We start from the raw sequence: 25,516 nt of genomic DNA, 5'->3' as shown, positions 1-25,516 counted from the left end.
GTTTCTAGGCTCCGGCGCGAGCGGGCAATTTAGCCCTTTTAGCCGTGGTCGTTCGGGCTCAGCCAGGCGGCGAGGGTGGCCGTGCCGGGTGCGGTCAGGGTGCGCTGCGTGTCGAATTCGACAAGCGCGAGGCCGGCAGGGGGATAGCCGAGCGGGATGCGCAGGGTGGCAGCCTCCTCGCCCACAAGGGTGCGCAGGAACTCCTCGATCATCGGATTGTGGCCGACCAGCATCAGCGACGTGACGTCGTCCTGCGCGGTCGCAAGGCTGCGATAGGTCTCCGGCCCGCCGGTGTAGAGATCGTCGCTGTAGCGGATGTCGGTGTCTTCGCCGAGCGCGCGGCGAAACGCCTCCGTCGTCTGGCGGCAGCGCACCGCCGTCGAGGAAATGATGCGTTGCGGCTTCAGGCCGCGATCGGCGGCGCGGTCGGCAACGAGTTCGGCCTGGCCGTAGCCTGTGTCGTCAAGCGCGCGGTCGAAATCCTTCTGGCCCGGCGCTGCCCAGCCGGCCTGGGCGTGGCGCAGCAGGAAAAGGCGGAAAGGCGAGGCGGGGGGTGCGGGCATGGGCTCTCCGTCCGGCGGTCAAACAGTCCTCCGGCGGTCGCTGACAGGCAGTGACCGGATGGAGCGGCTTCGTCAGGCTTTGTCGATCCGGCACCGATAAATTTCAAGGCCAGACGCGCGAAAAATGCGGGGGACGGCGAAGGCTTCTGCGTCTCACGCCGGCACGGATAGGCTGGTGGGCCCGGTGACCGAGGCAAAAAAAATCCCGCTGCTTAAATTTCGGGCTATTTTCAGGCGATCGGCGGTTCCAGCCGGCATTTCCCGCGGCGAATCCGGCGACTGCGTCGACACTTTTTCGCGGCTCTTATAATTTTGCTGAAATATTAGCCTGTTAGCCTCTCGAATCGACGGTAACGACAATCTGCTCTGTCGCTGCCGAAGACTTGAACGGGGACCCTCATGGGTCTATACACCGCGCACACGAGATGTTCTTCAGGAGAATCGCGTTGAGTGAGAAGATCGATCTTAGGAACTACGTCCTTTCCGAGGACGAAGAATTCATGAATCCCAATCATCGTGCCTATTTCCGGGCCAAGCTGAATGCGTGGAAGAACGACATTCTGCGGGAAGCACGCGAAACGCTCGATCACCTTGCGGAAGAAAGCGCCAACCACCCGGATCTCGCCGACCGCGCCTCGTCCGAAACGGACCGCGCTATCGAGCTTCGCGCCCGCGACCGCCAGCGCAAGCTGATCTCGAAGATCGACGCCGCGCTGCAGCGTCTGGATGACGGGACCTACGGCTATTGCGAGGAAACCGGCGAGCCGATCGGCCTCAAGCGTCTCGACGCCCGCCCGATCGCCACGCTGTCGATCGAGGCGCAGGAGCGCCACGAACGCCGCGAAAAGGTCTATCGCGACGAATAATCCTTTCGACAACAGCGCCCTCGGGCGCTGTTTTCGTCTGGTGAGCCTTCAACGACCGAGATCGGATGTGTCGGCGCGGCCCTGTGGCCGTGTGCTCACCGGTCCCGCCGGTTGTCACGCTCTTCCAGAAGGCGGAACATTTCCTCCTCCAGGGACGGCTCGCGCCGCCCGCCGCCCGGCTGGGCGGTGTTGTGCGGCGTACGCGCGTTCGTGCCGGAATCCGGCTGGACGCTGACCGTCTGTGCGCGCAGGGCCGGGGGACGGGGCTCGGTGCCGATGGTCTGGAGATTGCCGGAAATTTCGGCGTCAAGCAGGCGCTCGAAGTCGGAGCCGGCTTGGGTCTGGGTTTGAGGCTGTGCCTGGGCCGGGGTGCGGGCGGCCTGCGCGGCCGGGCGCGGCTCGGCAACGGGCTGGGCGCTTTGCGGCATGACACGCAGGCGAGCGGCTTCGAGAATATCTTCCGGCCGCGCCGCCGCGCGTGCTTGCGCTTCGGTGGCAGGTGCGGCAGCGGGCCGCCGTTCAACAGGCGCGGCAGATGGCTCGGCCTCGCGGCGCTGCGTCGCTGCCACGGCCTGTTCGCCATAAAGGGAGGCGCCGGCATTCGAGATGGTCGGGTCCGGCGTGCGGGCGACGGGCGCCGGGCGGGCTGCCGCGAGGGGGGCGGCGGTCGCTGCCCGTTCTGCCGGGGTGGCGACGCGGCGGTCTGCGGCGCGGTCGTCGAGACGGGCGTCCAGCGGCTGCGCGGCGGGGCGCGGCTGAAGGTCCGGCTGGGCGTCCGGCTTGCCGGCGGCGGCGAGGATCCGGCTTTCGATGACGACATCGGTCGGGCCGCCGATCAGGATCAGGTGCTCGACATCGTCACGGCGCACCAGCACGAGGCGGCGACGCGTATCGACCGCGGCGGCATCGAGAACGGCAAGGCGCGGCTGGCGGTTGCGTCCGCCGCGGATGAAGGTCGAGGCCGGCCGGTTCTTCATCCACCACAGGATGGCCACGAGGATCAGCAGGCCGGCGCCGACCCCGAGGATGGCGATGAGCAGACGGCCTCCGTTGTCACCCAGCATCGTCGTGTCCATCATGGTCTCCTGTGCCTTGCGCCGGTTGCCCGCGCTGTCTCAGCCCGTAGGTAGCGGCGGATGGGCAATTTCAAGACTACCCATTAGAGCGCATTGACGAAAGGTTACAAGCCGCAGCGCGACGGTGGTGTTGCCTGGGACGGCAAAGGTCACGTCAAACGCCGCAAAGGCCTGCTTTTTTTGAAGGAATTGCCTGTGAATTGCCGAGCGGCGGTTCTTCGACGGCGCTTTCTGCTTTGCGCTGCGACTGATAAGGGTTGAGTCTGAGATTTGCGGCGTACATCGCAGATTCGGCCGGGCAAGCCCGTTGTCCGGTCGGCGGGCAGTCTCTCGATTGGTACACGTCGCCGTCGCACGGCAGGGTGCGCCAATATTCAAGGTTGGAGCGAACCCGTAAATCCCCGGCGAGGGGACGGGGCGCTCCCGGGGCTTAAGGGAACCGGATGACGAAACTGCGGCAGGCTAGCGGCTATCACATGCCGATCGTGGATCGCGGCGCGCGGCCCGGTACGGTGCTGCGCATCATCCTTCTGGCCATCGTGCTGACGGGGTCGGCCATCGGCTTCATCGCCTTTCGCAACCAGCTGGAAAACGAGATCGGCCTTGGTATTCTCGGCGTTCTCGCCATGGTCGGCATCTTCTTCCTCGTGTCGTCGGTCATCGGCTTCATCGAGGTCATGCCGCAGTCGCATTCGGACGATTTGGCGCGCGCCTATCTCGACGGGCTCGAGGACGGTGCTGTCGTCACTGACCGCAAGGGGCGCATCATTTATGCCAATGCCGCCTATGCGCGGCTGACGGGCGCGCTGAAGCCGAGCGAGGTGCAACCGCTTGCGACGATCCTGTCGCGCAACCGCGAGGCGACGGAAGCGGTCTACCGGCTCACCAACGGCTTGCGCGAGGGTCGCAAGGGCAGTGAGGAGTTCCGGCTGCTGCGGCCGCTGGCGCCCGGTGCCAGCGCCAGTTCCGGCGCCCACTGGTTCCAGCTGAAGGCGAGCGTCCTGCCGCTGCAGGACGGCGACAAGCAGCCGCTGCACCTGTGGCAGATCGCCGACATCACCTCCTCGCGCGACGAACAGGAGCGGTTCTTCAAGGAATTGCAGAACGCCATCGACTATCTCGACCATGCCCCCGCCGGTTTCTTTTCGGCCGGGCGCAAGGGCGAGATCTTCTACATCAATGCGACGCTCGCCGACTGGCTCGGCATCGACCTCACCAAGTTCCAGCCGGGCAGCCTGTCCATGGCCGATCTGCTTGCCGGCGAGGGGCTGACGCTGGTGCAATCGGTGCAGGCCGAGCCGGGGCTGAAGAAGACCAAGGTTCTCGACCTCGATCTTCGCCGGGTAAACGGCCAGAGCCTGCCGGCACGGCTCCTGCACAGCGTGTCCTCGACCCGCGACGGCGCGCCGGGCGAAAGCCGCACCATCGTTCTCAACCGTCGCTCCGACGACGAGAGCGACCAGCCGGGTTCGGCGGCGGCGATGCGCTTCACGCGCTTCTTCAACAACACGCCGATGGCGATCGCTTCGATCGACGGCGATGGGCGCATCCTGCGCACCAATGCGCCGTTCCTGAAGATGTTCTCCAGCGCTGTTTCGCGCGACGACATGGATAACGGGGCGAAGCTGGCCCTTGTGGTGCACGAAAACGAGCGGGCAAAGCTCGGGGAGGCGCTGGCCGCCGCCAAGGACCTGCAGGGCGATATTCCGCCGATCGACAGCCGTCATCCGAAGGACGAGGCGCGGCATTTCCGCTTCTACGTGCATGCGGTGATCGACCATACCGACGAGGCACCGGAAGAGGCGGCCATCGTCTACGCCGTCGAGACGACCGAGCAGAAGGCGCTCGAGACGCAGATGGCGCAGACCCAGAAGATGAACGCGGTCGGCACGCTCGCCGGCGGCATCGCCCATGACTTCAACAACGTTCTCACCGCGATCCTGCTGTCGGCAGACCATCTGCTGCTGTCGGCGCGCTCCTCCGATCCGAGCTTTGCGGATCTGATGGAAATCAAGCGCAACGCCAATCGCGCGGCGGCGCTGGTGCGCCAACTGCTTGCCTTCTCGCGCAAGCAGACCATGCGGCCGACCGTGCTGAACCTCACCGATGTCATCGGCGACATGCGCATGCTGGTCGACCGCATGACGGGCACGCATGTGAAGATCGACGTCGATTACGGCCGCGATCTCTGGCCCGTGCGCACCGATCTCGGCCAGTTCGAGCAGGTGCTGCTGAACCTTGCCGTCAATGCGCGCGATGCCATGCCGAACGGCGGCACACTGACGATCCGCACCCGCAATCTGGCGGCGGCCGAGGCGGCGGCGATGAACCGCACGGAACTGCCGGCCGAGGACTTCGTGGTCGTCGAGGTCGCGGACGAGGGCACCGGCATTCCCCCCGACATTCTCGACAAGATCTTCGAGCCCTTCTTTACCACCAAGGAGGTCGGCAAGGGCACGGGCCTTGGCCTGTCCATGGTCTACGGCATCGTCAAGCAGTCCGGCGGTTATATCTATGCCGAGAGCGAAGTCGGCAAGGGCACGACCTTCCACATCCTGTTGCCGCGCCATATCGAGATCGCCGTGCCGGCGCCTGTTGTCATCGAGGGGAGCGCGGCGGCGCCCCTGGATCCGGACGCTGGCGAAACGGCCGCTGGCGGCAAGACGCTCGCCCAGGGCGACGCGGCGTCCGATGTCGAGCCGACGGACCTGACCGGCGGCTCGGCCGTCGTGCTTCTCGTCGAGGACGAGGAAGCGGTGCGCCGCGGCGGCAAACGCATTCTCGAAAAGCGCGGCTACACCGTGCACGAGGCGGGGTCGGGCGTCGAGGCGCTGCAGATCATGGAAGAGCTCGACGGGGCCGTCGATATCGTCGTCTCCGACGTCGTCATGCCGGAGATGGACGGGCCGACGCTGCTGCGGGAATTGCGCAAGTCCTATCCGGAGCTGAAATTCATCTTCGTGTCCGGCTATGCCGAAGACGCCTTTGCCCGCAACCTGCCCTCCGACGCCAAATTCGGCTTCCTGCCGAAGCCCTTCTCGCTGAAGCAACTCGCCGTGGCGGTCCGGGAGATGCTGGACAGCTGACGGGGCCGGCCGGGGTGATGCGGTGCCGCCGGTTCGAGGGGCATGGGCCGGGATGGCGGCGTTGTGCACAGGGCGGAGATCGTGCGCAGGCTTGCACCACCATGAGGATGGTGAGAGGGCGGAGGCTGCGTCTTTGGCGGGGATGTCCGGTAAACCCAGTCTCCGTCATCCTCGGGCTTGACCCGAGGATGACGGAAGGCGGGATGGTCGCTGTGCCCCACCGGGGCCATTACCGAACTTTTGCGCAGACCACGGACTGCCCCCTGATCGGCGACCACCCGGCATCTTTCCTCCGCCCTCACGCCGCCACCTTCGCTCGCCGTCTCAGGAGCCGGCCCGGCAGCTTCGACAGACGGTCCATTTCCACGAAGATGACCGGGGTGATGAAGAGGGTGAGGGCTTGCGAGACCAGGAGGCCGCCGACGATGGCGATGCCGAGGGGTTGGCGCAGTTCGGAGCTGGTGCCGGTGCCGAGCGCGATCGGGACGGCGCCGAGAAGGGCGCAGAAGGTCGTCATCATGATCGGCCGGAAGCGCCGGAGGCAGGCCTCGTGGATCGCTTCGCCGGGCGTCGCACCGGTGCCGGCTCTCAGCGTCTCCAGCGCGACGTCGATCATCATGATGGCGTTCTTCTTGACGATGCCGATCAGCATCAGGAGGCCGATCATGGCGATGATGGAGAGGTCGAAGCCCATAATTTTCAGCGCCAGCAGGGCTCCCAGCGCGGCGGAGGGCAGGCCGGAGAGAATGGTGATCGGGTGGATGTAGCTCTCGTAGAGCACGCCGAGCACCACATAGATGGTCAGGACCGCGGCGAGGATCAGCACGGGCATCGAGCCCTGCGACTGCTGGAAGATCTGCGCCGAACCGCCATAGGAGGTGAACACATCGGCGGGCACGCCAATGTCGCGCTTGATCTGGTCGACCGCCTTGGTGGCATCCCCGAGCGAAACGCCCTGCGGCAGGTTGAAGGAGACCGTGGTCGAGACGAGCTGGCCGGTCTGGTTGATGGTGACGGGCCCCGTGGTGCGGTTCACGCTCGCAAAGCTCGACAGCGGCACCAGCGCGCCTGACGTGGAGGGCACGCGGATCGAGGCCAGCGCCGTATCGTCCCAGGGTTTGGAGCGGTCATATTCGACGATGACATTGTAGCTGTCCCCGGTCGACTGGATCTGGGTCGGCGCATTCGAGCCAAAAGCCTGCATCAGTGTGGTGCGCAGCACATCCGCACCGATGCCATAGGCGGCCATCTTCTCGTGGTCGATGGCGATGTCGGCCTGAAGGGCATTGTTCTGGGCGTCGGAGACGAGGTCGGTGAAATGCCCGTCGCGGCGCATGGCGGCGAGGATATTGCCGGCCCAGAGATTCGTTGTCGTCGCATCCAGCCCCTGGATGACGAGCTGGTACTGGCTGGCGCTCTGGCGGCCGCCGAAGCGCAGGTTCTGCTGCGGGGTGACGAAGCCCTGGAGGCCCGGGACGGAGGCGACGGTGCGGCGCAACTCGCCAAGCGTCTGATCGAGCGGCGGGCGCTGCGCCTTCGGCTTCAACTCCACGAAGAGGGTGCCGTTGTTGACGGGGCTGCGGGCGCTGCCGCCGGCAATCGAAACGACATGGGCGACGGCCGGGTTCTGACGCACGAGATCGGCCGCCTGGTTCTGCAAGGCCAACATGGCGGCGTAGGAAATGTCCTGCCGGGCGCGGGTGGAGATGGTGAGGCGGCCGATATCCTCGGTCGGGAAGAAGCTCGTCGGCAGCGTCAGAAAGAGCGTGACGGTGGCAGCGAGCGAGGCGAAGAACAGGCCGAGAATGACGAGGCGGTGGCGGAGGCACCAGCCGACAGCGCGCCCATAGGCGCGTGTCGTTGCGGCGAAGCCGGCATCGAAAAGGCGGATGAGGAGGGGCGGGCGTGAGTGGCCGCCGGAAAGCCGCGCGCCGAGCATCGGCGTCACCGTCAGCGACACCACGGCCGAGGCAAGGATGGCGATGGTGACGACCATGCCGAACTCGTTGAAGACGCGGCCGATGACGCCGCCCATCAACAGGATCGGCAGGAAGACCGCGACCAGCGATACCGACATGGAGACGATGGTGGTGCTGACCTCGGAGGCGCCGAGGATGGCCGCCTCGCGCACCGGCATGCCGGCTTCCACATGGCGAAGGATATTCTCCAGCATGACGATGGCATCGTCCACAACAAGGCCGACGGCGAGTGTGAGGCCGAGCAGGGAGATGTTGTCGATGCTGTAGCCCAGCCCGTACATCACGGCGAAAGTCGCGACGAGGGAGAGCGGCACGGCTAGGCCGGGAATGATGGTGGCGCCGAGGTGGCCGGTGAAGAGGTAGATGACGAGAATGACGAGGCCGATGGTGAGCAGCAGCGTCACCTTCACATCCGCAATGGAGTCGCGGATCGGCTGCGAGCTGTCATTCATCACGAAGGTTTCCACCGAGGCCGGCATGACGGCGTGCAGGGCGGGGAGCTTGGCCCTGATCGCATCGACGACCGCGACCGTGTTGGCGCCCGGCTGGCGCTGGATGGCGAGCAGGATGGCGCGCTTGCCGTCATACCAGCTGCCGGTCTTGTCGTTGGCGACGCTGTCGGAGACTGTCGCGACATCGCCGAGATGCACCGGGGCGCCGTTCGGCGCTGCAATCACCAGGGAACGAAAGGCATCTGCATTGGTGAGCTGCGAATTGGTGGTGATGGTCATGCTCTGCTGCGGCGTGTCGATGGTGCCGACCGGCAACTGGTTGTTGGCGGCGGCGATCGCCTTGTCGATGGCGGTGATGCTGATGCCGCGGCTCAGAAGCTTGTCCGGATCGACCTCGACGCGCACCGCATAGGTCTGGGCGCCGTAAACCTGCACTTCGGCAACGCCCGGCAGGGTGGACAGGGCCGGGGAGATGACGTTCTCGGCGATGTCGTCGAGCTTGCTGCCCGGAAGCACGTCGGAGCGCACGGCAAGCAGCATGACCGGCGCATCGGCAGGGTTCGTCTTGCGGTAGCTCGGCGGCGTCGTCATGTTGGCCGGCAACTGGCGGTTCGCATAGGAAATGGCGGCCTGCACGTCCGCCGCGGCGGCATCGATGCTGCGGTTGAGATCGAACTGCAGCACGATGCTGGAATTGCCGAGCGAATTGGTGGCGCTGATCTCGCTGACGCCGGGAATGGTCTGGAACTGCTTGATGAGCGGCGTGGCGACCGAGGTCGCCATGGTCTGTGGCGAGGCGCCGGTCAGCGAGGCGGAGACGCTGATGGTGGGGAAATCCACCTGGGGCAGGGCGGCGACGGGCAGGAGGCGGTAGGCGGCAAGGCCGGCCAGCATGACGCCGATGGCGAGAAGCGTGGTGGCGACGGGCCGCTCGATGCAGAAACGGGGGATCATGGCGTCTGCTCCGCAGCGGTGGACCCGCTGGCCGGCGCTGCCGGCGTTTCCTTCACGGCCCGTCCGTCGAAGAGCTGCGCCTGACCCTCGACGACCACGTGGTCGCCAGCAGCAAGGCCTACGGAAACGGCGGTGAGGTCTCCGGCGACGCGATCGACGGTGACATTGGCAAGGCTCGCCTTGCCGTCCCTGACGACATAGGCGACGGAGCCCTGCTGGCCCGGAGAGACCGCGACGGTGGGCACGATGATGCGCTCCTCATCCGTCTTCACATGCACGATCAGATTGACGGCCTGGCCGGGCCAGAGCCGGCCATCGGGATTGTCGAAACGGGCCTTGACGAGGATCGTGGCAGAGGCCGGATCGACGCTGTTGTCGAAGAAGGACAGGGTACCCTCGACCGGCGTTTCGCTTTTTTCGTCCGGCACCGTCGTCACCGCCACCGGGCCCTTTGCCAGCGCGGCGCGCAGGCGCGGCAGCAGGGCCTGTTCCAGATGCACATCGACGTAGACGGGATCGAACTTGACGAGGCGCGCGACCGGCGCGCCGAAGGCGAGATTGGCGCCGAGACTGACCTCGATTTCGCCCAGACGGCCATCGAAGGGGGCGCGGATCTCGGTGTGTTCAAGCAGAACCGCGTCGGCGGCGCGGGTCGCCTTGTCGGCTTCAACCGTGGCAGCGGCGGTGTCGCGCGCAGCCTTGGCCTGATCGACCGTCTGCTGCGAGCCGGCATTGGTGGCCAGCAGATCCTGCGCCCGGCGCAGCGCCGTCTCGGCTTCCGCAAGGGTCGCCCCGTCGCGCAGGATCATGGCATCGTCCTTGGCGACGGCGGCGCGGGCGGTGCGGTCATCGAGCGTCGCGATGAGATCGCCGGCCTTCACGGTCTGGCCATCCGTTGCATGTATGGCGGTGACGATGCCCTGCACGGCTGCCGTCAGCATGGTGGTCTGGTCGGCCACGGCAAAGCCGGTGGCGGGAATATCGAGCGGCAACACACCGGCTCTGGCAATCGCAGTGGTGACGGCGACCGGGCCGCCCTGCGAGCCGCCGGCGCCCTGATGGCCGCCCGTCCTGTCGTGGCCGTGGCGGGACTGGGTGTCAGCGGACCCGTCCGGCGTGGTCTGAGGGGCGGGCGCGCCCTCGAAGGCGGCGGACAGGGTGAGAGGCGGGCTTCCGCGCCAGACATAGGCGGCGGTGCCGGTGCCAGCGACGATGACGAGAAGCGCGAAGCTTGCGGTGCGGATCCGGGACGTTTTCACATGCGGTCCTTTCAGGGCGGGGATCGCGAACAGCGGCACGGGTCGTTGCGGGCGGCGGCAAGGGAAGCGAGCGACGGCGGGTGCAGACTGGCGATGCTGCGAGTTATAGGCCCGCTCGCAGGTGCGGTAAGCCTCTCCGCATATTAAATTTTCTTAATATGATCGACCGTCGGGCATGGGCGCATTGGACCACGCCAGACGAGAACGGCCGCGCCCTTGCGGACGCGGCCGTTCATCGGTTCGAAAGAGAGGCGAGGGTCACGAAAGAGAGGCGGGCGCGATCAGCTCGCGTTCAGGGCGACGGCAATGCCGGCGGCGAGCCGGGCATTGTTTTCCACCAGCGCAATATTGGTCTTCAGGCTGCGCCCCTCCGTCAGTTCGAAGATGCGGGCGAGGAGATAGGGTGTCACGGCCTTGCCGGCGACGCCCTCGTCCTCGGCATCGGCGAGCGCGGTGCGGATGTAGATTTCCATCTCCTCGCGGTCGATCTCGCTTGCTTCCGGCACGGGATTGGCAATCAGCATGCCGCCATCGACGCCGAGCAGGTCGCGCATCGCCTGGAAGTTGGCGATCGCCGCGGCGCTATCGAGGGTGAGCGGCGATTTGAGGCCCGACTGGCGCGACCAGAAGGCCGGGAATTCACTGGCGCCATAGGTGACGACGGGCACGCCGCGCGTTTCCAGCACTTCGAGCGTCTTCGGCACGTCGAGGATCGCCTTGGCGCCGGCGCACACGACGATGACGCCGGTGCGGGAGAGTTCGTCGAGGTCGGCGGAAATGTCGAAGCTCTCCTCCGCGCCGCGATGCACGCCGCCAATGCCGCCGGTGGCGAAGACGCGGATATCGGCGCGCGCCGCGGCAATCATGGTGGCGGCCACGGTGGTCGCGCCGGTGCGGCCCTCGGCAATGGCGAAGGCGAGATCGGCGCGCGAGAGCTTCATCGCGCCTTCGGTTTTTGCGAGTGCTTCCAGCATTTCAGGCGACAGGCCGATATGCAGCACGCCGTCAATGACCGCGATGGTGGCGGGCACGGCGCCGCCATCGCGGATGATCGCCTCGACGCTGCGGGCCATCTCCAGATTGCCGGGGAAGGGCATGCCGTGGGTGATGATGGTCGATTCGAGCGCCACGATCGGTTGGCCGTTTGCCTTTGCGGCGGCCACCTCGTCGGAATAGCTCATCGGCAGGAGGGGCGAGAAGGGTCTGCTCATCAGTGTCTTCCTGTCTGGTCGCAGCGGCGGGAGGCCAGGCTGCGGGTCGGTCTCATGGTATTGTGTGGTGCCAAGGGCGCTCGTTCCGGTTCATGCCAGCAACCGGACCCTGCGGACAAGGCCCAATCCCTGGCTCCCGTCACGGGCCGGCCGCCGCCTTCCGCTCCGCGGCAAGGCTGAAGGGGCTGAGGTCGGGATTGACGGCATACGGCGAGCGCAGGGTGATGGCGGCGGCGGCAAAGCCGGATGCGAGGCATTCCTCCAGCGATTCTCCGGCAAGGTGCGCGGCGAGGAAGCCGGAGGCCAGCGCATCGCCGGCGCCGGTAACATCCCCGATTTCACCCAGCGGGCGCGGCGCGCGCAGGATGGCCTGCCCGCCATCGAAGGCAACGGCGGCACCCGCGCCAGAGGTGACGACGCCGCCTGCCAGGCCCTTTGCCGCAAGGAGCGCCGGCCAGTCCGCGGGCGTTTCGGCCTTGGCGCCGGCGAGCGCGGCCGCTTCCGCGGCGTTGAGGAACAGGAAATCGAGCGACGGAAGGCCGTCGGTAAAGCGCACGACCTTGGCCGGGGAGACGCCAATCCCTGCTGTCCGGCAGCCGGCGTCCTTTGCCATGGCAAGCAGCGCCGTGAGCGTGGCGGCCGGAAGATTGGCATCACAAAGAACAAGATCGGACGCGCCGACGAGTTCGCGCAGGGCCTTCTGGCGCAGCCGGCGGGGCGAAAAGAGATCATAGAGCGCCATGTCGGCAATGGCGATGACGAGGTCGCCGTGGCGGTCGAGAATGGCGGTATAGGTCGGTGTCGCGCGGTCGAGATAGGTAGCGGGCCGGTCGATGACGCCGGCCTCAGTGGCGGCCGCGGCCACGCGCTCGCCATGGGCATCGCCGCCACGCGGGCTCACCATCGTCACGGCATGGCCGAGCCGGGCGAGATTGCGCGCCGCATTGAAGCCGCCGCCGCCCGGTTCCTCCATCCATTTGCCGGGATTGCTGGCGGCCGGCGCGGTCTCGCCGCTGATCCGGCCGCGCCGGTCGAGATGGGCGCCGCCGAAGATGGCGATACCGGTCTTCACCATGACGCACGTCCTTCCCCATGCCCTGCCATCCGGGGCGAATCGAAGCGCTTTCCCGCAGGCACCTTGCCGCCCGCACGGGGCGTCTTCATCCGCATTTCCGGATGAAAGACGGGCGCTGAAACAAAAATCGAACACGGCCGCGATAATGAAAGCGATACAATCATTTGAGGGGGCCTTGCAAGATGAGAACAAAAAGAGTACATACGAACCCACGGCGGCTTCGTTGCCTGATCAACCCCAATACCCTAAAGGTGAACCGATGGCACAGAACAGTTTGCGGCTCGTAGAGGACAAATCGGTGGATAAAAGCAAGGCGCTCGAAGCGGCTCTCTCCCAGATCGAACGGTCGTTCGGCAAGGGATCGATCATGAAGCTCGGTTCGAAGGACAGCGTGGTCGAGATCGAGACGATCCCCACCGGTTCGCTCGGCCTCGACATCGCGCTCGGCGTCGGCGGCCTGCCGAAGGGGCGCATCATCGAAATCTATGGCCCGGAAAGCTCGGGCAAGACGACGCTGGCGCTGCAGACCATTGCCGAAGCGCAGAAGAAGGGCGGCATTTGCGGCTTCGTGGACGCCGAACACGCGCTCGATCCGGTCTATGCCCGCAAGCTCGGCGTCGATCTCGAGAACCTCCTGATCTCTCAGCCCGACACGGGCGAGCAGGCACTTGAAATCACCGATACGCTGGTGCGCTCCGGCGCGCTCGACGTTCTCGTCATCGATTCGGTCGCAGCGCTGGTGCCGCGCGCCGAAATCGAAGGCGAAATGGGCGACAGCCTGCCCGGCATGCAGGCCCGCCTGATGAGCCAGGCGCTGCGCAAGCTGACGGCCTCGATCTCGAAGTCGAACTGCATGGTGATCTTCATCAACCAGATCCGCATGAAGATCGGCGTCATGTTCGGCTCGCCGGAAACGACGACGGGCGGCAACGCCCTGAAGTTCTACGCCTCCGTGCGCCTCGACATCCGCCGCATCGGCGCCGTCAAGGACCGCGAAGAGGTGGTCGGCAACCAGACGCGCGTCAAGGTCGTCAAGAACAAGATGGCCCCGCCCTTCAAGCAGGTCGAATTCGACATCATGTATGGCGAGGGCGTGTCGAAGACCGGCGAACTCGTCGATCTCGGCGTCAAGGCCGGCATCGTGGAAAAGTCGGGCGCCTGGTTCTCCTATAACAGTCAGCGCCTCGGCCAGGGGCGCGAGAACGCCAAGCAGTTCCTGCGTGACAATCCGGATGTGGCGCGCGAGATCGAGATGGCGCTGCGCCAGAATGCCGGCCTCATCGCCGACAAGTTCCTGCAAAATGGCGGGCCGGATGCCGGCGACGACGCTGAGGCGGCCGACATGTGATCGGCGCCGCCGAGCCCGCTCCCGCGTGATCCTTTCAGCCGGCCGCCCGCAGCGGCCGGTTTTTCTTTGCTTTCCGCGCGGCGGTTTGCTGTCTGGACAGGGTTTGTGACGGGCGATAAAAGCGCTGATCCATGGGCGTTACGGCCGGGCGCATCCGGCGCAGAATGTCTGCCGGACGATCTTTCCGGGCGCCGTGGCCGGCAGGCATGCGGCAGGTGCAGGGCAGGCCGGCGAAACGGGTCGTCGTGCGCGGCGGCCTCAACGACAAAAGGGCTATACGATGAGTGGCGTGAACGAAATCCGGTCGACCTTCCTCGACTACTTCAAGAAGAACGGCCATGAGCCCGTGGCCTCCAGCCCGCTCGTTCCGCGCAACGACCCGACGCTGATGTTCACCAATGCCGGCATGGTGCAGTTCAAGAACGTCTTCACCGGCCTCGAGCAGCGCCCTTACTCCCGCGCCGCGACGGCGCAGAAATGCGTGCGCGCCGGCGGCAAGCACAACGACCTCGACAATGTCGGTTACACCGCCCGCCACCACACCTTCTTCGAAATGCTCGGCAACTTCTCCTTCGGCGATTATTTCAAGGAGAATGCGATCGAATTTGCCTGGAACCTGATCACCAAGGAATTTGGGCTCGACGCAAAGCGCCTTCTGGTTACCGTCTATCACACCGACGACGAGGCTTTCGGCCTGTGGAAGAAGATTGCCGGCTTTTCCGACGACCGCATCATCCGCATCCCGACCAGCGACAATTTCTGGGCCATGGGCGATACCGGCCCCTGCGGTCCCTGTTCGGAAATCTTCTACGACCATGGCGACCATATCTGGGGCGGCCCGCCCGGTTCGAAGGACGAGGACGGCGATCGCTTCATCGAGATCTGGAACCTCGTCTTCATGCAGTACGAGCAGGTGACGAAGGAGGAGCGCATCGATCTGCCGCGTCCTTCCATCGACACGGGCATGGGTCTCGAGCGCGTCGCCGCCGTCCTTCAGGGCGTGCATGACAATTACGACATCGACCTCTTCAAGGCGCTGATCTCGGCCTCGGAAGAGGCGACCGGTGTCAAGGCCGAAGGTGACCGGCGCGCCAGCCACCGCGTGATTGCCGACCACCTGCGCTCCTCCGCCTTCCTGATTGCCGACGGCGTGTTGCCGTCGAACGAAGGGCGCGGCTACGTGCTGCGCCGCATCATGCGCCGCGCCATGCGCCATGCGCAGCTGCTGGGCGCGCGCGATCCCCTCATGTACCGCCTGCTGCCGGCGCTCGTCGGACAGATGGGCCGCGCCTATCCCGAACTCGTGCGGGCCGAGGCGCTGATCTCGGAGACGCTGAAGCTTGAGGAAACCCGCTTCCGCAAGACACTGGAGCGCGGCCTCGGCCTCCTCAACGACGCGACGGCGGATCTTGCCTCCGGCGACAATCTCGACGGCGAGACCGCTTTCAAGCTCTATGACACTTACGGCTTCCCGCTGGACCTCACGCAGGATGCGCTGCGCCTGCGTGGCATCGGCGTCGATACCGATGCCTTCGCGACAGCCATGGAGCGGCAGAAGGCCGAGGCCCGCAAGAGCTGGGCCGGTTCCGGCGACAAGGCAACCGAGACGATCTGGTTCGAGCTGCGCGAAAAGCTCGGCGCCACCGAATTCCTCGGCTATGACACCGAAACCGCCGAGGGCGTGGTGCTCGCCATCGTCAAGGACGGCGTCTGCGTGACCGAAGCTGCAGTCGGCGATGCCGTGCAGCTCGTCTTCAACCAGACGCCGTTCTATGGCGAATCGGGCGGCCAGATGGGCGATGCCGGTTCGGTCACCGTCGAGGGCGGCGCGATTGCCGTCTCGGATACGCAAAAGCGCGGCGAGGGGCTGTTCGTGCATGCCGGCACGGTATCGGAAGGCCGCATTGCGGTCGGCGATGCCGCCCAGCTGACGGTGGATCACGCCCGCCGCGCGCGGCTTCGCTCCAACCACTCCGCGACCCACCTCATCCATGAGGCGCTGCGCGAAATCCTCGGCACGCATGTGGCCCAGAAGGGTTCGCTCGTCGCGCCCGAGCGCCTGCGCTTCGACGTCTCTCACCCCAAGCCCATGTCGGCGGAGGAATTGAAGATCGTCGAGGACATGGCGAATGAAATCGTCGTGCAGAACAGCCCGGTGACGACGCGCCTGATGAGCGTGGACGATGCGATCGCGGAAGGCGCCATGGCCCTCTTCGGCGAAAAATATGGCGACGAGGTCCGCGTCGTCTCCATGGGGCGCGGCGTGCGCGGCGCCAAGTCCGGCAAGCCCTATTCGGTCGAGCTGTGCGGCGGCACCCATGTTGGCGCCACCGGCGAGATCGGCCTTGTGCGCATTCTCGGCGAAAGCGCCGTGGGTGCCGGCGTCAGGCGCATCGAGGCCCTGACGGGCGAGGCGGCGCGCGCCTATCTTGCCGAGCAGGACGAGCGCGTGCGCCAGATCGCGGCCACGCTGAAGGTGCAGCCGGGCGAGGTGCTGGGCCGCATCGAGACGCTGATGGACGAGCGCAAGAAGCTCGAGAAGGAGCTGGCGGAGGCCCGCAAGAAGCTCGCCATGGGCGGCGGTTCGGCCGCCGGCACGGATGCCGGCCGCGAGATCAACGGCGTGAAATTCCTCGGCCGCGTCGTCACCGGCGTCGACCCGAAGGACTTGAAGGGCCTTGCCGATGAGGGCAAGGCGAGCCTCGGTTCCGGCGTCGTCACGCTGATCGGCGTTTCCGCCGACGGCAAGGCGAGCGCCGTTGTGGCGGTTACCGAAGACCTGATCGGAAAGGTCAGCGCCGTCGATCTCGTCCGTGTCGCCTCCGCCGCGCTCGGCGGCAAGGGCGGCGGCGGGCGTCCCGACATGGCCCAGGCCGGCGGCCCCGACGGCGACAAGGCCGACGCCGCCATCGAAGCCGTCGCGGCTACGCTGGCCGGGTGAGGGGGCGGATGGCCTCGCGTCGTCGTACACACGGCGGCGGGGCCTGCCGTGTCCCGTAACAGGCAGATCCCGTTTCGACTTTTCGTCATGCCGGACTCGATCCGGCATCCCGCCGACATGCGTCCGCATGTCGAAAAGGTCTTTCAGCCCAATGACTTGGGCTGTCTGGATGCCGGATTGCGCCCGGCATGACGGAGAAGGAGAAGTCCCGACCGACCAGACCCGTGCCCGCGGATCGAGCCTGTGCACGATGCCGGAAACTGGCAGGCGCGCGGGCCGGTCAACGCGTATGTCACCATCCCACGCGGCGATCCATTCACGCCCTCAGCCCTTCCCCCTGGCCACCTTCATATGTCGTTTCAGCAGGCGCTCACGCTTGAGGCGCGAGAGGCGATCGAGCCAGAAGATGCCGTCGAGCTGGTCGATTTCGTGCTGCAGGCAGGCGGCGAGGAAGCCGGTGGCGTGAATGTCGGCGGGTTCGCCTGAGGGCGTGCGGTAGGCGACGGTGACCTCGGCAGGGCGGGTGACGTCCTCGATGGCGCCCTGCAGCGAGAGGCTGCCTTCCGGGTGGGTGGCGAGCGCCGCGGAGGCGGCGATGACGACCGGATTGACGAGGACGAGCGGGGCGGCCATGTCCTCAAGGCGAATGACGGTGACGCGGCTGGTCTCGCCGATATGCGGGGCGGTGATGCCGAGGCCTTGGGCGTCGGCAAGCGTGTCGATGAGGTCGCGGATGAGGTCGGCAAGCGCCGCATCGAAGGCAGTCACCTCGGGACAGGGCGTCTTGAGGGCCTCGTGGGGCCAGGGAATGATCGCGCGGATGGCCATGGTCGTGTCTTGATCGCTTCCTGTTCGTGCCCCGGTTGGCCCTCGGTCGTTTGCTGATCGCTCCTCGGACTGAAGGCCCCTCCTTGCCGCGTTTTGCATGGGGCTGCAACAGCTTGCCGGAAAATGTCGCGCTGCGCATCCCGTGCCGTCTCGCAGTGCTGGACCTTGTCCGCCGACTGCGCTAGCTCAAGGCATCGGGCAGGAGCTCGCCCTTGCGCTGCATTCTGTCCGGTCGATCGTCCGCCTCTTGATCCGGTCCCATGCGGGGCGGGATTTCGTCCTTGTCACCCGCCCGGGGAGCTGCGCGATGTCCGTGAACACCGAAGAGCCCGAGGTCATGGACACGGATGACCGCCTGCCGGAGGCCGGCATCTATGACGAGGACGATTCGGTGCGCTCGGACGTGCTGATGCATGTCGTCGCCGCCATCGGCGAGCGCGACGTTCTGTACCTGCGTCAGATGGTCGAGCGGCTGCACCCGTCGGAGCTGGCCGACATCCTCGAAGCGCTGCACCCGGACCAGCGCATTTCGCTCGTCACCCAGCTCGGCGGGGATTTCGATCTTTCGGTCCTGACGGAGGTGGACGAGACGATCCGTCTGGAGATCGTCGAGCAGCTGCCGAACGACCAGCTGGCCGCCGCCATCGGCGAGATGGATTCGGACGATGCCGTCTACATTCTCGAAGATCTCGACCAGGAAGACCAGGACGCGATTCTCGCGCAGCTGCCCTTTACCGAGCGGGTGCGGCTTCGCCGGTCGCTGGACTACCCCGAATCGACCGCCGGCCGGCGTATGCAGACGGAGTTCGTCGCCGTGCCGCCCTTCTGGACGGTGGGCCAGACGATCGACTACATGCGCGAGGACGGCGACCTGCCGGAGACGTTCTCGCAGATCTTCGTCATCGATCCCACCTTCAAGCTGCTCGGCGCCGTCGATCTCGACCGCATCCTGAGGGCCAAGCGCGCCGTGAAGATCGAGACGATCATGCGCGAGACCAACCATCCGATCCCGGCCGAGATGGACCAGGAAGAGGCAGCGCAGCTTTTCGAACAGTACGACCTTCTCTCCGCCGCCGTCGTGGATGAAAACAGCCGGCTGGTCGGCGTGCTCACCATCGATGACGTGGTGGACGTGATCCAGGAAGAGGCCGAGGAAGACCTGATGCGCCTTGGCGGCGTCGGCGATGAAGAATTGTCGGACACGATCCTGTCCACCAGCCGCTCGCGCGTGCCGTGGCTTCTCGTCAATCTCGTCACCGCCTTCATGGCGGCGGCGGTGATCGGCCTGTTCGAAGGAACGATCGAAAAGGTCGTGGCGCTCGCCGTGCTGATGCCGATCGTGGCAGGCATGGGCGGCAATGCGGGCTCGCAGACCATGACGGTTTCAGTGCGCGCGCTTGCCACGCGCGATCTCGACACCAACAATGCCTGGCGCATCATTCGCCGCGAGGCGGGCGTCGGTCTTTTGAACGGCGTGCTGCTCGGGCTTCTCGTCGGTGTCATCGCTGGCGTCTGGTTTCAGGATGTCCCGCTCGGCATCATCATCGCCAGCGCCATGCTGATCAATCTGATCGCGGCGGCGCTCGCCGGGATCCTCATTCCGCTGATGCTCGACCGCTTCGGAGCCGATCCGGCGGTCTCGTCCGCCGTCTTCGTGACGACCTGTACCGATATCATCGGTTTCCTGGCCTTCCTTGGCCTTGCAACATGGTGGTTCATGGGAAATTGACTTATACGTAAAAGTCAATAAAATGGAGCGCCGAAGAGCAGGAATTCGGCGTGGACAAGTATTATACCATAACGCAGCTGACGCGTGAGTTCGGGATTTCTACCCGGACCCTGCGTTTCTACGAGGATGAGGGTCTGATCAACCCGGAACGGCGCGGGCGTACACGCCTGTTTCGCCCGGCCGATCGTCGGTTGATCCAGGAAATCCTTCGCGGACGGCGCATCGGTTTCACCGTGGCCGAAATCCGCGAGATCATTCATGTGTATAAGGATCCGCCGGGCGAAATCGGGCAACTCGAGCTTTTGATGCGCAAGGTGAATGAAAAGCGCGACGAATTGCGCCAGAAGCGCAAGGACATCGAGGACACGCTGGCCGAGCTCGACAATGTCGAAGAGGCCTGTCTGACGCGCATGGCCGAGATCGGCGTCAGCACCTGATCATCCCAAATCGCCGCTCAGCAGCGATGCCGCAGCTTGTGGCTTTGGCTGCAGCACCCTTGAGAAACGGCGTTTTTGACGATCAGATCCAGCGGGTCGTTGCGCGCGCGTAGCGCTCGTAGTCGATGCCGAAGCGCGACAGGAGATGCTGCTCCTCCTGACGGATCGCGTAGTGGCTTGTCACCGCCACGAAAATTATCGCCACCACGAAACACCAGACATTGGCTTCGATGAGGCCGATACCGGCCAAGAGGCCGGTATAGCCGAGATAGATCGGATTGCGCGTCAGGCCGAAGGGTCCGCAGGTCACGAGGTGGCGCGTGCAATGGTGCGGCAGCACGGCGGTTTTGCGTTCCATCAGCGTCTTGATCGCCCAGAGATCGATGAGGATTGCGACCCCGATCAGGCAGAACCCGGCAAGGCGCGCCGGCAATCCGCCATCGTCAGCAAGCGGGAGGGGCATGCGCATGTCGAGAAGAAGAGCGGTGGCGGCCGACAGTCCGAACAGCATCGGCGGCCAGGGATATGTCATCGGTCTGGTGCGAAAGGCATTCACGGGGGCACTCCTTCGCTTGGATGACGGCGCGCGGGTTTCAGGGCGCCGGGGGTTGCACAGGGGGTGAGGACAGGGTGCACTGCTCTCTGATTTCGGTGATGCGGGCATCCGTCGTCAGATCGATCGTGCCTTCCTGCATGGGGGTGAAGAGATTGCGGCTGTCGAGTTCCTGAAGCGTGCAGGTGCAGAAGGCCGCGCAGGACACCGGCGAGGGTTCGGCGCTGCAGGCCCGCACGCAGCTCTGCACATAGTCGGCGCGCAGGTCCGGCGGCGGTGGCGGGGCGACGAGCGAGACGGCATAGACAAGGCCGAAAAGCACCGGCTGGTGAATGAGGTAGACGGCGAGGCTGTGGCGGCCGGCGCTAGCGGCGTATTTCAGCGGCGTTTGCGTGGCCGCGTGTTCGGCTGCCCGGCCAAGGGCGCCCACGCGGCCGGCGAGCAGGCGCGTCAGGCCCATGCCGGCAAAGAAGGGGCCGATCCAGGGAAAGAGCGGGACATAGTCATTCGACACGGGTGGTACGGTCGAGAGGCCAACCCACCAGAGCGCCGGGGTATCGAACAGCGGGGCGCGCAGATAGAAGGGCGCGGCGATGGCGGCGGCGCCCAGCAGGATCGAGACGAGGCCGGGCACGCGCAGGAAGGCAAGGCCGATCAGGCTGAAGGTGCCGATGGCGTGCAGGATGCCGAAGAAGATGAAGCTCTGCGGAAAGGCGATATAGGTGGCGACCGTGATCAGCGCGGCGGCGGCGTAGACCTTGCCGAGGCGGAAGAGGAACGGCCGCCAGCGCACTGTGCCGGTGCCATGGGCCAGCACCAGGCCGACGCCGGCGAGGAACAGGAAGCTGCCGGCTGTCGCGCGGGCCAGCATTTTCCAGCCGCCGACGGCGGTGACGCCGCGTTCGAGATAGCCGAAATGGTCGAGATCCCAGCCGAAATGGTAGATCGCCATGGCGACGAGGGCGAGGCCGCGCAGCATGTCGATCGCCTCGATCCGGCGGCGGGCCGGGGGCACGGCGATGGCGGTCCTGTCGTCTGTCGTGCCGGCCGCGGCATGCTGCGTGGTCATGGTGCACTCCTTGGGAAAACCATGCGGCATAGAGCTTGCGTGAGGCCGGATGGCACGGATAGGCGGCCGTCCGCGCGGCGGTTCGCTGTCAGGTGGTGAGGGGGCGCTCCGCGGCCGGCGCTACGACTTGCCGCCCGTTGCGGGCGAAAGAAGGGCGGCACGCGCTTCGGAGAAGAACTGCCGCCTGAGCAGCACGAGGATGATCAGCGTCGTCGTCGCCATGAAGACGAAGGCATTCACGAACCAGCCGAGATAGCCGATGGAGAGGAAAACGGTGCGAAGGCCGGCATTGAAGTTCATGGCGGCGATGATGTTCATGTCCGCCGCCTTCTCCACCGCACGCTCTGCCTCTTCCTCGCGGCCGGCGACGTCGGACATCATTGGGATCGCGCCGATCAGGATGGAGCAGTAGTTGAACAGGCGATAGGACCAGCCGAACTTGAAGAAGGCATAGCCGAAGAGGCAGGCGAGACCGCCGACCTTGATCTCGAAACCTTCGCGGCTCGAATGGAAGATGAAAGGCAGGTCGGCGAAGATCGTCTGCACCTTCTCCGTCGCGCCGAGCAGGGCGAAGCAGCCACCAAGCGCGAAGATGGTGGAGGAGGCGAAGAAGGCGGTGCCCTGCTGCAATCCGGCGAGGATCTGCGTGTCGATCATGCGCAGTTCGCGCCGGAGCGTGTTGCGCAGCCAGCGCCGCCGCTCCTCGATCATCAGGCGCGTCAGGCTGATGCGCGCGAAGGTGCGCGACGTATCCGTCAGCCAGTTAAAGCCGAACCACAGAAGGGCAAACAGCGCGAGCGCCAGAAGATCGTATTGGGTCATGGCGCTCTTGTCGCATGGCCGTCCGAAAATTCAAGACGGGCGAAATGGATGGCTGGGCTGATCGAAGCGGGATGCTAGCGCCGGTAAAGGTGCTGCAGCGTCCGGCCGGCAGGTGGAGGCTGCGCGGCGACCCGAAAAAGGCATCCCGTCCGTCGCCGTTAACCCTTTTGACAATCTGGAGGCGCCGGGATCGTGATGACAGTGGGCGCCCTTCGTTGAAAACATTGGCGTTCCTGCGCTGGCTGCAAGGCTGCCATGCCACAATCCCGCCCATTTCCCTATTGTGCGCCGCAAAGTGATCCTGTAATCAGTGCCCATGTTCGCGTCTTGTCCCGTTTCGGAACATGGGTCGCTTTGGAGCTTCAATGGAATCAACTGCTGAAAAATCCTGCTGGGGTGTCACCGTCCGCGTGGTCCTCGGTTTCGTCCTTGTGTTGGCGGCGCTCTATCTGTTCAAGGCCTTGTAAGGCCTGACGGTGCGAAGCCTGCCTCCTATCGGCCCGGTGCGTGATGACGCGCCGGGCTTTTTGCTGGGCATCGGTCCCATCTCCTCCTTTCCGACATGCTGGCCTGCCATTCCTTCCGCGTCGCGGCGATGTCGCAGCTTTTGAAGCCGATGTCGGTTGGCCACCCGGTGCCAGGATGAGTTGAGGCTAGGCTTTCGGCGATTTGACATTTCCCGGCCATGCGCACGTCATCAGGGCATGTGTCATGGCGCTGGGCCGGCAAAGTACCGGGGAAAAGGGACCAAGCGATGTTTCTGTCGGTGTTTGATGTCTTCAAGGTCGGTGTCGGCCCCTCCAGTTCCCACACGATGGGACCGATGACGGCGGCGGCGCGGTTTCTCGACCTTGTCGCCTCCTCGGACTGGCCCCGACCGACCAATGCCGTCGTCACCGGCATCCGCTGTTCGCTGCACGGGTCGCTGGCCCATACGGGCATCGGCCATGGCACGGGTCGCGCCGTCATTCTCGGCCTGATGGGCGAGCGCCCCGACAGGATCGACCCCGACCGCATGGACGGGCTGATCGAGGAAGTCGAGCGCACAGGGCAGGTCACGCCGCCCGGCCATCCCGCCTATCACTTCCAGCCGAAGACCGATCTCGTCTTCGACAAGAAGGTGCCGCTGCCCGGCCATGCGAACGGGATGGCGCTGGAAGCCCTTGACCGCGACGGCAGGCTGCTCTTGCGCCGCATCTATTATTCCATCGGCGGCGGTTTCGTGGTGACGGATACGGAACTGGAGGCCATGCGGGCCGCCAAGGGCAAGCCGCAGTCCGGTCCGAAGGTGCCGTTCCCCTTTGCCACGGCCAAGGAGATGCTGGAGATGGCGGCCCGGTCCGGCCTCACCATCGCGCAGATGAAGCGGGCCAACGAGGAAGTGGTGATGAGCCGCGAGGACCTCGATGCCGGGCTCGACCACATTTGGGAGGTGATGCGCGCCTGCATCGACCGCGGCCTGACGCAGGAGGGCATCATGCCCGGCGGGCTGAAGGTGCGCCGCCGCGCCAAGATGATCCACGACAAGCTGCAGGAGGAGTGGCGCTCCAACAAGGCGAACCCCCTGCTCGCCAATGACTGGCTGAGCGTTTACGCCATGGCCGTCAACGAGGAAAACGCCGCTGGCGGCCGCGTGGTGACAGCGCCGACCAATGGTGCCGCCGGCGTGGTGCCGGCCACGATGCGCTACTACCTGCACTTCCATGAGGATGCCGATGCCGACGGCATTCGCGATTACCTGCTGACCGCTGCGGCCGTCGGCGGCATCATCAAGACGAACGCGTCGATTTCCGGCGCCGAGGTCGGGTGCCAGGGCGAAGTCGGCTCGGCCGCCGCCATGGCCGCCGCCGGTCTTGCCGCCGTGATGGGCGGGACGCCCGAGCAGATCGAGAATGCCGCCGAAATTGCCCTCGAACACCATCTCGGCATGACCTGCGATCCGGTCGCCGGCCTCGTGCAGGTGCCGTGCATCGAGCGCAACGCGCTGGGCGCCGTCAAGGCGGTGACGGCCGCCTCGCTGGCGGTGAAGGGCGACGGGCAGCATTTCGTGCCGCTCGACGCCTGCATCGAGACCATGCGCCAGACGGGCATGGACATGAGCGAGAAGTACAAGGAAACCTCGACCGGCGGCCTTGCGGTCAATGTGGTGGAATGCTGAGCCGGAGGGCTCAGGCTGCGGCAGCTTGCGCCTTGACCGCCGGTGCTGCCGCGCTATTCATGGCGCCATGACACTGCATCTGATCAAGCTCTGCGTCGGTGCCGACAGCATCGACGACCTCCGCGACTGGGTTGCCGACCGGGCCCTCATGGCAATTGCCGCCGGGCTCGAGCCCCACAGCCGCCACACGACCCGCATGGTGCCGAAGCGCATCGACGATCTCCTGCCGGGCGGTTCGCTCTATTGGGTGATCAAGGGACAGGTGCAGGCCCGCCAGAGCCTGATCGGCATCGAAACCTTCACCGACGGGGAGGGGATTGGCCGCTGCCATCTGGTGCTGGGACCCGAGGTCATCGAGACCGAATTCCAGCCGCGCCGCCCCTTTCAGGGCTGGCGCTATCTCGAAGAGAAGGATGCGCCGCGGGACCTTTCCGCGCTCGGCGCCGGCGCTGCCGAAATGCCCGCGGATCTGCGCCGCGAACTCGCCGAGCTCGGGCTTCTCTGAAAATCGCTGCGACGGCTTCTAGAGCATTTCCGGCGATCCCGGGATCACCTCCAATGCTCGATCTCTTTGTTTCGCCGTATTGTCCTACGCCAAGGCGATCGCGTCGGCTGGAAATGCTCTAGTGGTCTGATTTTGACATTTGCTACCGTTCGCGGCACCCTTGAGAGCAAATGTCAAAATCTTAAAAGACCACTAGCAAATATATGATACTATTGGAATTTTTGAGTTTGACATTTGATCCTCGAGTTCGCCGCAGATGGGTATCAAATGTCAAACTCATTCCACTAGCGAAGCCGCAGTCGCAGGATGGGGCGGCGGCTGAGGCCCGTGACATAAAGGTGGATCGAGACGGGATCGTGGGTGGAGCGCCAGGCGCGCGCGCCGTGGACGAGCAATACACCCACCAGATCCTTGGTCTTTGCCGACGGGCGGCTGAGGCCGATATCGGCAATCCGCAGAGCCGCCTCATGCAGCGGGTGGAGATTGCCGGGCAGACGCGATTCCCGTCGAGCGATGGGGCGCCTGCCGCCCCCGGGCCTGTTCTCGTTCACAGCCATAATTGACCTCGTACGCAATACCTGATCGAGGAACACGGACCACAACAA

Annotated in this window: 19 protein-coding genes; 8 read left to right on the top strand and 11 right to left on the bottom strand. The window is 65.5% G+C overall.

All coding sequences use genetic code 11. The features are described from left to right. Nucleotides 1-38 precede the first annotated feature (38 nt). Entirely contained in the window at nucleotides 39-563 is a 525-nt protein-coding gene (locus tag F3H41_RS04275; RefSeq protein ID WP_149737296.1) for a histidine phosphatase family protein, read from the bottom strand. 446 nt (nucleotides 564-1,009) lie between these two features. Here F3H41_RS04275 and dksA point away from each other — a divergent pair, with 446 nt between their 5' ends. Then, nucleotides 1,010-1,429: an RNA polymerase-binding protein DksA gene (gene dksA / locus F3H41_RS04270; protein ID WP_149737295.1), complete on the top strand. Its 420-nt coding sequence runs from the start codon at nucleotides 1,010-1,012 to the stop codon at nucleotides 1,427-1,429. A gap of 95 nt (nucleotides 1,430-1,524) precedes the next feature. Here the strand turns inward: dksA and F3H41_RS04265 are convergent, their stop codons facing one another. Then, nucleotides 1,525-2,505, bottom strand: a complete 981-nt coding sequence (locus F3H41_RS04265) for a flagellar biosynthetic protein FliO (RefSeq protein WP_149737294.1) — start codon at nucleotides 2,503-2,505, stop codon at nucleotides 1,525-1,527. Between the two features lie 443 nt (nucleotides 2,506-2,948). Here F3H41_RS04265 and F3H41_RS04260 point away from each other — a divergent pair, with 443 nt between their 5' ends. Then, nucleotides 2,949-5,591 (top strand): PAS domain-containing sensor histidine kinase, encoded by a 2,643-nt coding sequence (locus F3H41_RS04260; protein WP_149737293.1) that lies wholly within the window; start codon nucleotides 2,949-2,951, stop codon nucleotides 5,589-5,591. Nucleotides 5,592-5,889: 298 nt separating this feature from the next. Here F3H41_RS04260 and F3H41_RS04255 read toward each other — a convergent pair whose 3' ends face one another. The 4 genes from F3H41_RS04255 to F3H41_RS04240 all read right to left on the bottom strand — a co-directional run bounded on the left by F3H41_RS04255 (nucleotide 5,890) and on the right by F3H41_RS04240 (nucleotide 12,521). After that, a complete protein-coding gene (locus F3H41_RS04255; protein WP_149737292.1) occupies nucleotides 5,890-8,976 on the bottom strand; it encodes an efflux RND transporter permease subunit in 3,087 nt (1,028 codons plus the stop codon). Further along, nucleotides 8,973-10,235: an efflux RND transporter periplasmic adaptor subunit gene (locus F3H41_RS04250; RefSeq protein WP_244616071.1), complete on the bottom strand. Its 1,263-nt coding sequence runs from the start codon at nucleotides 10,233-10,235 to the stop codon at nucleotides 8,973-8,975. The genes F3H41_RS04255 and F3H41_RS04250 overlap by 4 nt, the downstream gene beginning before the upstream one ends. Nucleotides 10,236-10,516: 281 nt before the next feature. Beyond that, nucleotides 10,517-11,446, bottom strand: a complete 930-nt coding sequence (locus tag F3H41_RS04245) for a pseudouridine-5'-phosphate glycosidase (RefSeq protein ID WP_149737291.1) — start codon at nucleotides 11,444-11,446, stop codon at nucleotides 10,517-10,519. 139 nt (nucleotides 11,447-11,585) lie between these two features. Next, nucleotides 11,586-12,521, bottom strand: a complete 936-nt coding sequence (locus tag F3H41_RS04240; RefSeq protein ID WP_149737290.1) for a carbohydrate kinase family protein — start codon at nucleotides 12,519-12,521, stop codon at nucleotides 11,586-11,588. Between the two features lie 259 nt (nucleotides 12,522-12,780). On the opposite strand from F3H41_RS04240, the gene recA reads away from it, so the two are divergent. Next, the gene (recA, locus tag F3H41_RS04235) at nucleotides 12,781-13,869 is read left to right on the top strand and encodes a recombinase RecA (protein ID WP_149737289.1); all 1,089 of its coding nucleotides are present in this window, start codon (nucleotides 12,781-12,783) and stop codon (nucleotides 13,867-13,869) included. 280 nt (nucleotides 13,870-14,149) lie between these two features. Next, a complete protein-coding gene (alaS, locus tag F3H41_RS04230) occupies nucleotides 14,150-16,810 on the top strand; it encodes an alanine--tRNA ligase (protein WP_149737288.1) in 2,661 nt (886 codons plus the stop codon). A 324-nt stretch (nucleotides 16,811-17,134) separates the two neighbouring features. Here the strand turns inward: alaS and F3H41_RS04225 are convergent, their stop codons facing one another. Continuing rightward, nucleotides 17,135-17,638 (bottom strand): peptide deformylase, encoded by a 504-nt coding sequence (locus F3H41_RS04225; protein ID WP_149737287.1) that lies wholly within the window; start codon nucleotides 17,636-17,638, stop codon nucleotides 17,135-17,137. 307 nt (nucleotides 17,639-17,945) lie between these two features. On the opposite strand from F3H41_RS04225, the gene mgtE reads away from it, so the two are divergent. Continuing rightward, entirely contained in the window at nucleotides 17,946-19,367 is a 1,422-nt protein-coding gene (mgtE, locus tag F3H41_RS04220) for a magnesium transporter (protein ID WP_149737286.1), read from the top strand. A 50-nt stretch (nucleotides 19,368-19,417) separates the two neighbouring features. Continuing rightward, nucleotides 19,418-19,804, top strand: a complete 387-nt coding sequence (locus F3H41_RS04215; RefSeq protein WP_149737285.1) for a MerR family DNA-binding transcriptional regulator — start codon at nucleotides 19,418-19,420, stop codon at nucleotides 19,802-19,804. Nucleotides 19,805-19,886: 82 nt separating this feature from the next. Here the strand turns inward: F3H41_RS04215 and F3H41_RS04210 are convergent, their stop codons facing one another. The 3 genes from F3H41_RS04210 to F3H41_RS04200 form a co-directional block, all read right to left on the bottom strand. After that, entirely contained in the window at nucleotides 19,887-20,360 is a 474-nt protein-coding gene (locus F3H41_RS04210) for an isoprenylcysteine carboxylmethyltransferase family protein (protein ID WP_149737284.1), read from the bottom strand. Between the two features lie 37 nt (nucleotides 20,361-20,397). After that, nucleotides 20,398-21,426: a DUF1624 domain-containing protein gene (locus F3H41_RS04205; protein ID WP_149737283.1), complete on the bottom strand. Its 1,029-nt coding sequence runs from the start codon at nucleotides 21,424-21,426 to the stop codon at nucleotides 20,398-20,400. Between the two features lie 120 nt (nucleotides 21,427-21,546). Next, nucleotides 21,547-22,248, bottom strand: a complete 702-nt coding sequence (locus F3H41_RS04200) for a DUF599 family protein (protein WP_149737282.1) — start codon at nucleotides 22,246-22,248, stop codon at nucleotides 21,547-21,549. A gap of 754 nt (nucleotides 22,249-23,002) precedes the next feature. On the opposite strand from F3H41_RS04200, the gene F3H41_RS04195 reads away from it, so the two are divergent. Next, nucleotides 23,003-24,406, top strand: a complete 1,404-nt coding sequence (locus F3H41_RS04195) for an L-serine ammonia-lyase (protein ID WP_149737281.1) — start codon at nucleotides 23,003-23,005, stop codon at nucleotides 24,404-24,406. 67 nt (nucleotides 24,407-24,473) lie between these two features. Continuing rightward, the gene (locus F3H41_RS04190) at nucleotides 24,474-24,911 is read left to right on the top strand and encodes a DUF1489 family protein (RefSeq protein ID WP_149737280.1); all 438 of its coding nucleotides are present in this window, start codon (nucleotides 24,474-24,476) and stop codon (nucleotides 24,909-24,911) included. Nucleotides 24,912-25,195: 284 nt separating this feature from the next. Here F3H41_RS04190 and F3H41_RS04185 read toward each other — a convergent pair whose 3' ends face one another. After that, complete coding sequence (locus tag F3H41_RS04185) at nucleotides 25,196-25,468, bottom strand: hypothetical protein (protein ID WP_149737279.1); 273 nt, start codon at nucleotides 25,466-25,468, stop codon at nucleotides 25,196-25,198. Nucleotides 25,469-25,516 lie beyond the last annotated feature (48 nt).

Source organism: Rhizobium sp. RU20A (assembly GCF_900155885.1).
In the GTDB taxonomy this organism is placed as follows: domain Bacteria; phylum Pseudomonadota; class Alphaproteobacteria; order Rhizobiales; family Rhizobiaceae; genus RU20A.
This window is presented reverse-complemented; position numbering and strand designations above follow the sequence as displayed.

Bases quoted from the DNA above. Each gene is read 5' to 3' on its own strand.
- F3H41_RS04275 (WP_149737296.1), bottom strand. From the start codon at position 563: ATGCCCGCACCCCCCGCCTCGCCTTTCCGCCTTTTCCTGCTGCGCCAC.
- F3H41_RS04265 (WP_149737294.1), bottom strand. From the start codon at position 2,505: ATGGACACGACGATGCTGGGTGACAACGGAGGCCGTCTGCTCATCGCC.
- F3H41_RS04260 (WP_149737293.1), top strand. From the start codon at position 2,949: ATGACGAAACTGCGGCAGGCTAGCGGCTATCACATGCCGATCGTGGAT.
- F3H41_RS04255 (WP_149737292.1), bottom strand. From the start codon at position 8,976: ATGATCCCCCGTTTCTGCATCGAGCGGCCCGTCGCCACCACGCTTCTC.
- F3H41_RS04245 (WP_149737291.1), bottom strand. From the start codon at position 11,446: ATGAGCAGACCCTTCTCGCCCCTCCTGCCGATGAGCTATTCCGACGAG.
- F3H41_RS04240 (WP_149737290.1), bottom strand. From the start codon at position 12,521: ATGGTGAAGACCGGTATCGCCATCTTCGGCGGCGCCCATCTCGACCGG.
- recA (WP_149737289.1), top strand. From the start codon at position 12,781: ATGGCACAGAACAGTTTGCGGCTCGTAGAGGACAAATCGGTGGATAAA.
- alaS (WP_149737288.1), top strand. From the start codon at position 14,150: ATGAGTGGCGTGAACGAAATCCGGTCGACCTTCCTCGACTACTTCAAG.
- F3H41_RS04225 (WP_149737287.1), bottom strand. From the start codon at position 17,638: ATGGCCATCCGCGCGATCATTCCCTGGCCCCACGAGGCCCTCAAGACG.
- mgtE (WP_149737286.1), top strand. From the start codon at position 17,946: ATGTCCGTGAACACCGAAGAGCCCGAGGTCATGGACACGGATGACCGC.
- F3H41_RS04205 (WP_149737283.1), bottom strand. From the start codon at position 21,426: ATGACCACGCAGCATGCCGCGGCCGGCACGACAGACGACAGGACCGCC.
- F3H41_RS04200 (WP_149737282.1), bottom strand. From the start codon at position 22,248: ATGACCCAATACGATCTTCTGGCGCTCGCGCTGTTTGCCCTTCTGTGG.
- F3H41_RS04195 (WP_149737281.1), top strand. From the start codon at position 23,003: ATGTTTCTGTCGGTGTTTGATGTCTTCAAGGTCGGTGTCGGCCCCTCC.
- F3H41_RS04190 (WP_149737280.1), top strand. From the start codon at position 24,474: ATGACACTGCATCTGATCAAGCTCTGCGTCGGTGCCGACAGCATCGAC.
- F3H41_RS04185 (WP_149737279.1), bottom strand. From the start codon at position 25,468: ATGGCTGTGAACGAGAACAGGCCCGGGGGCGGCAGGCGCCCCATCGCT.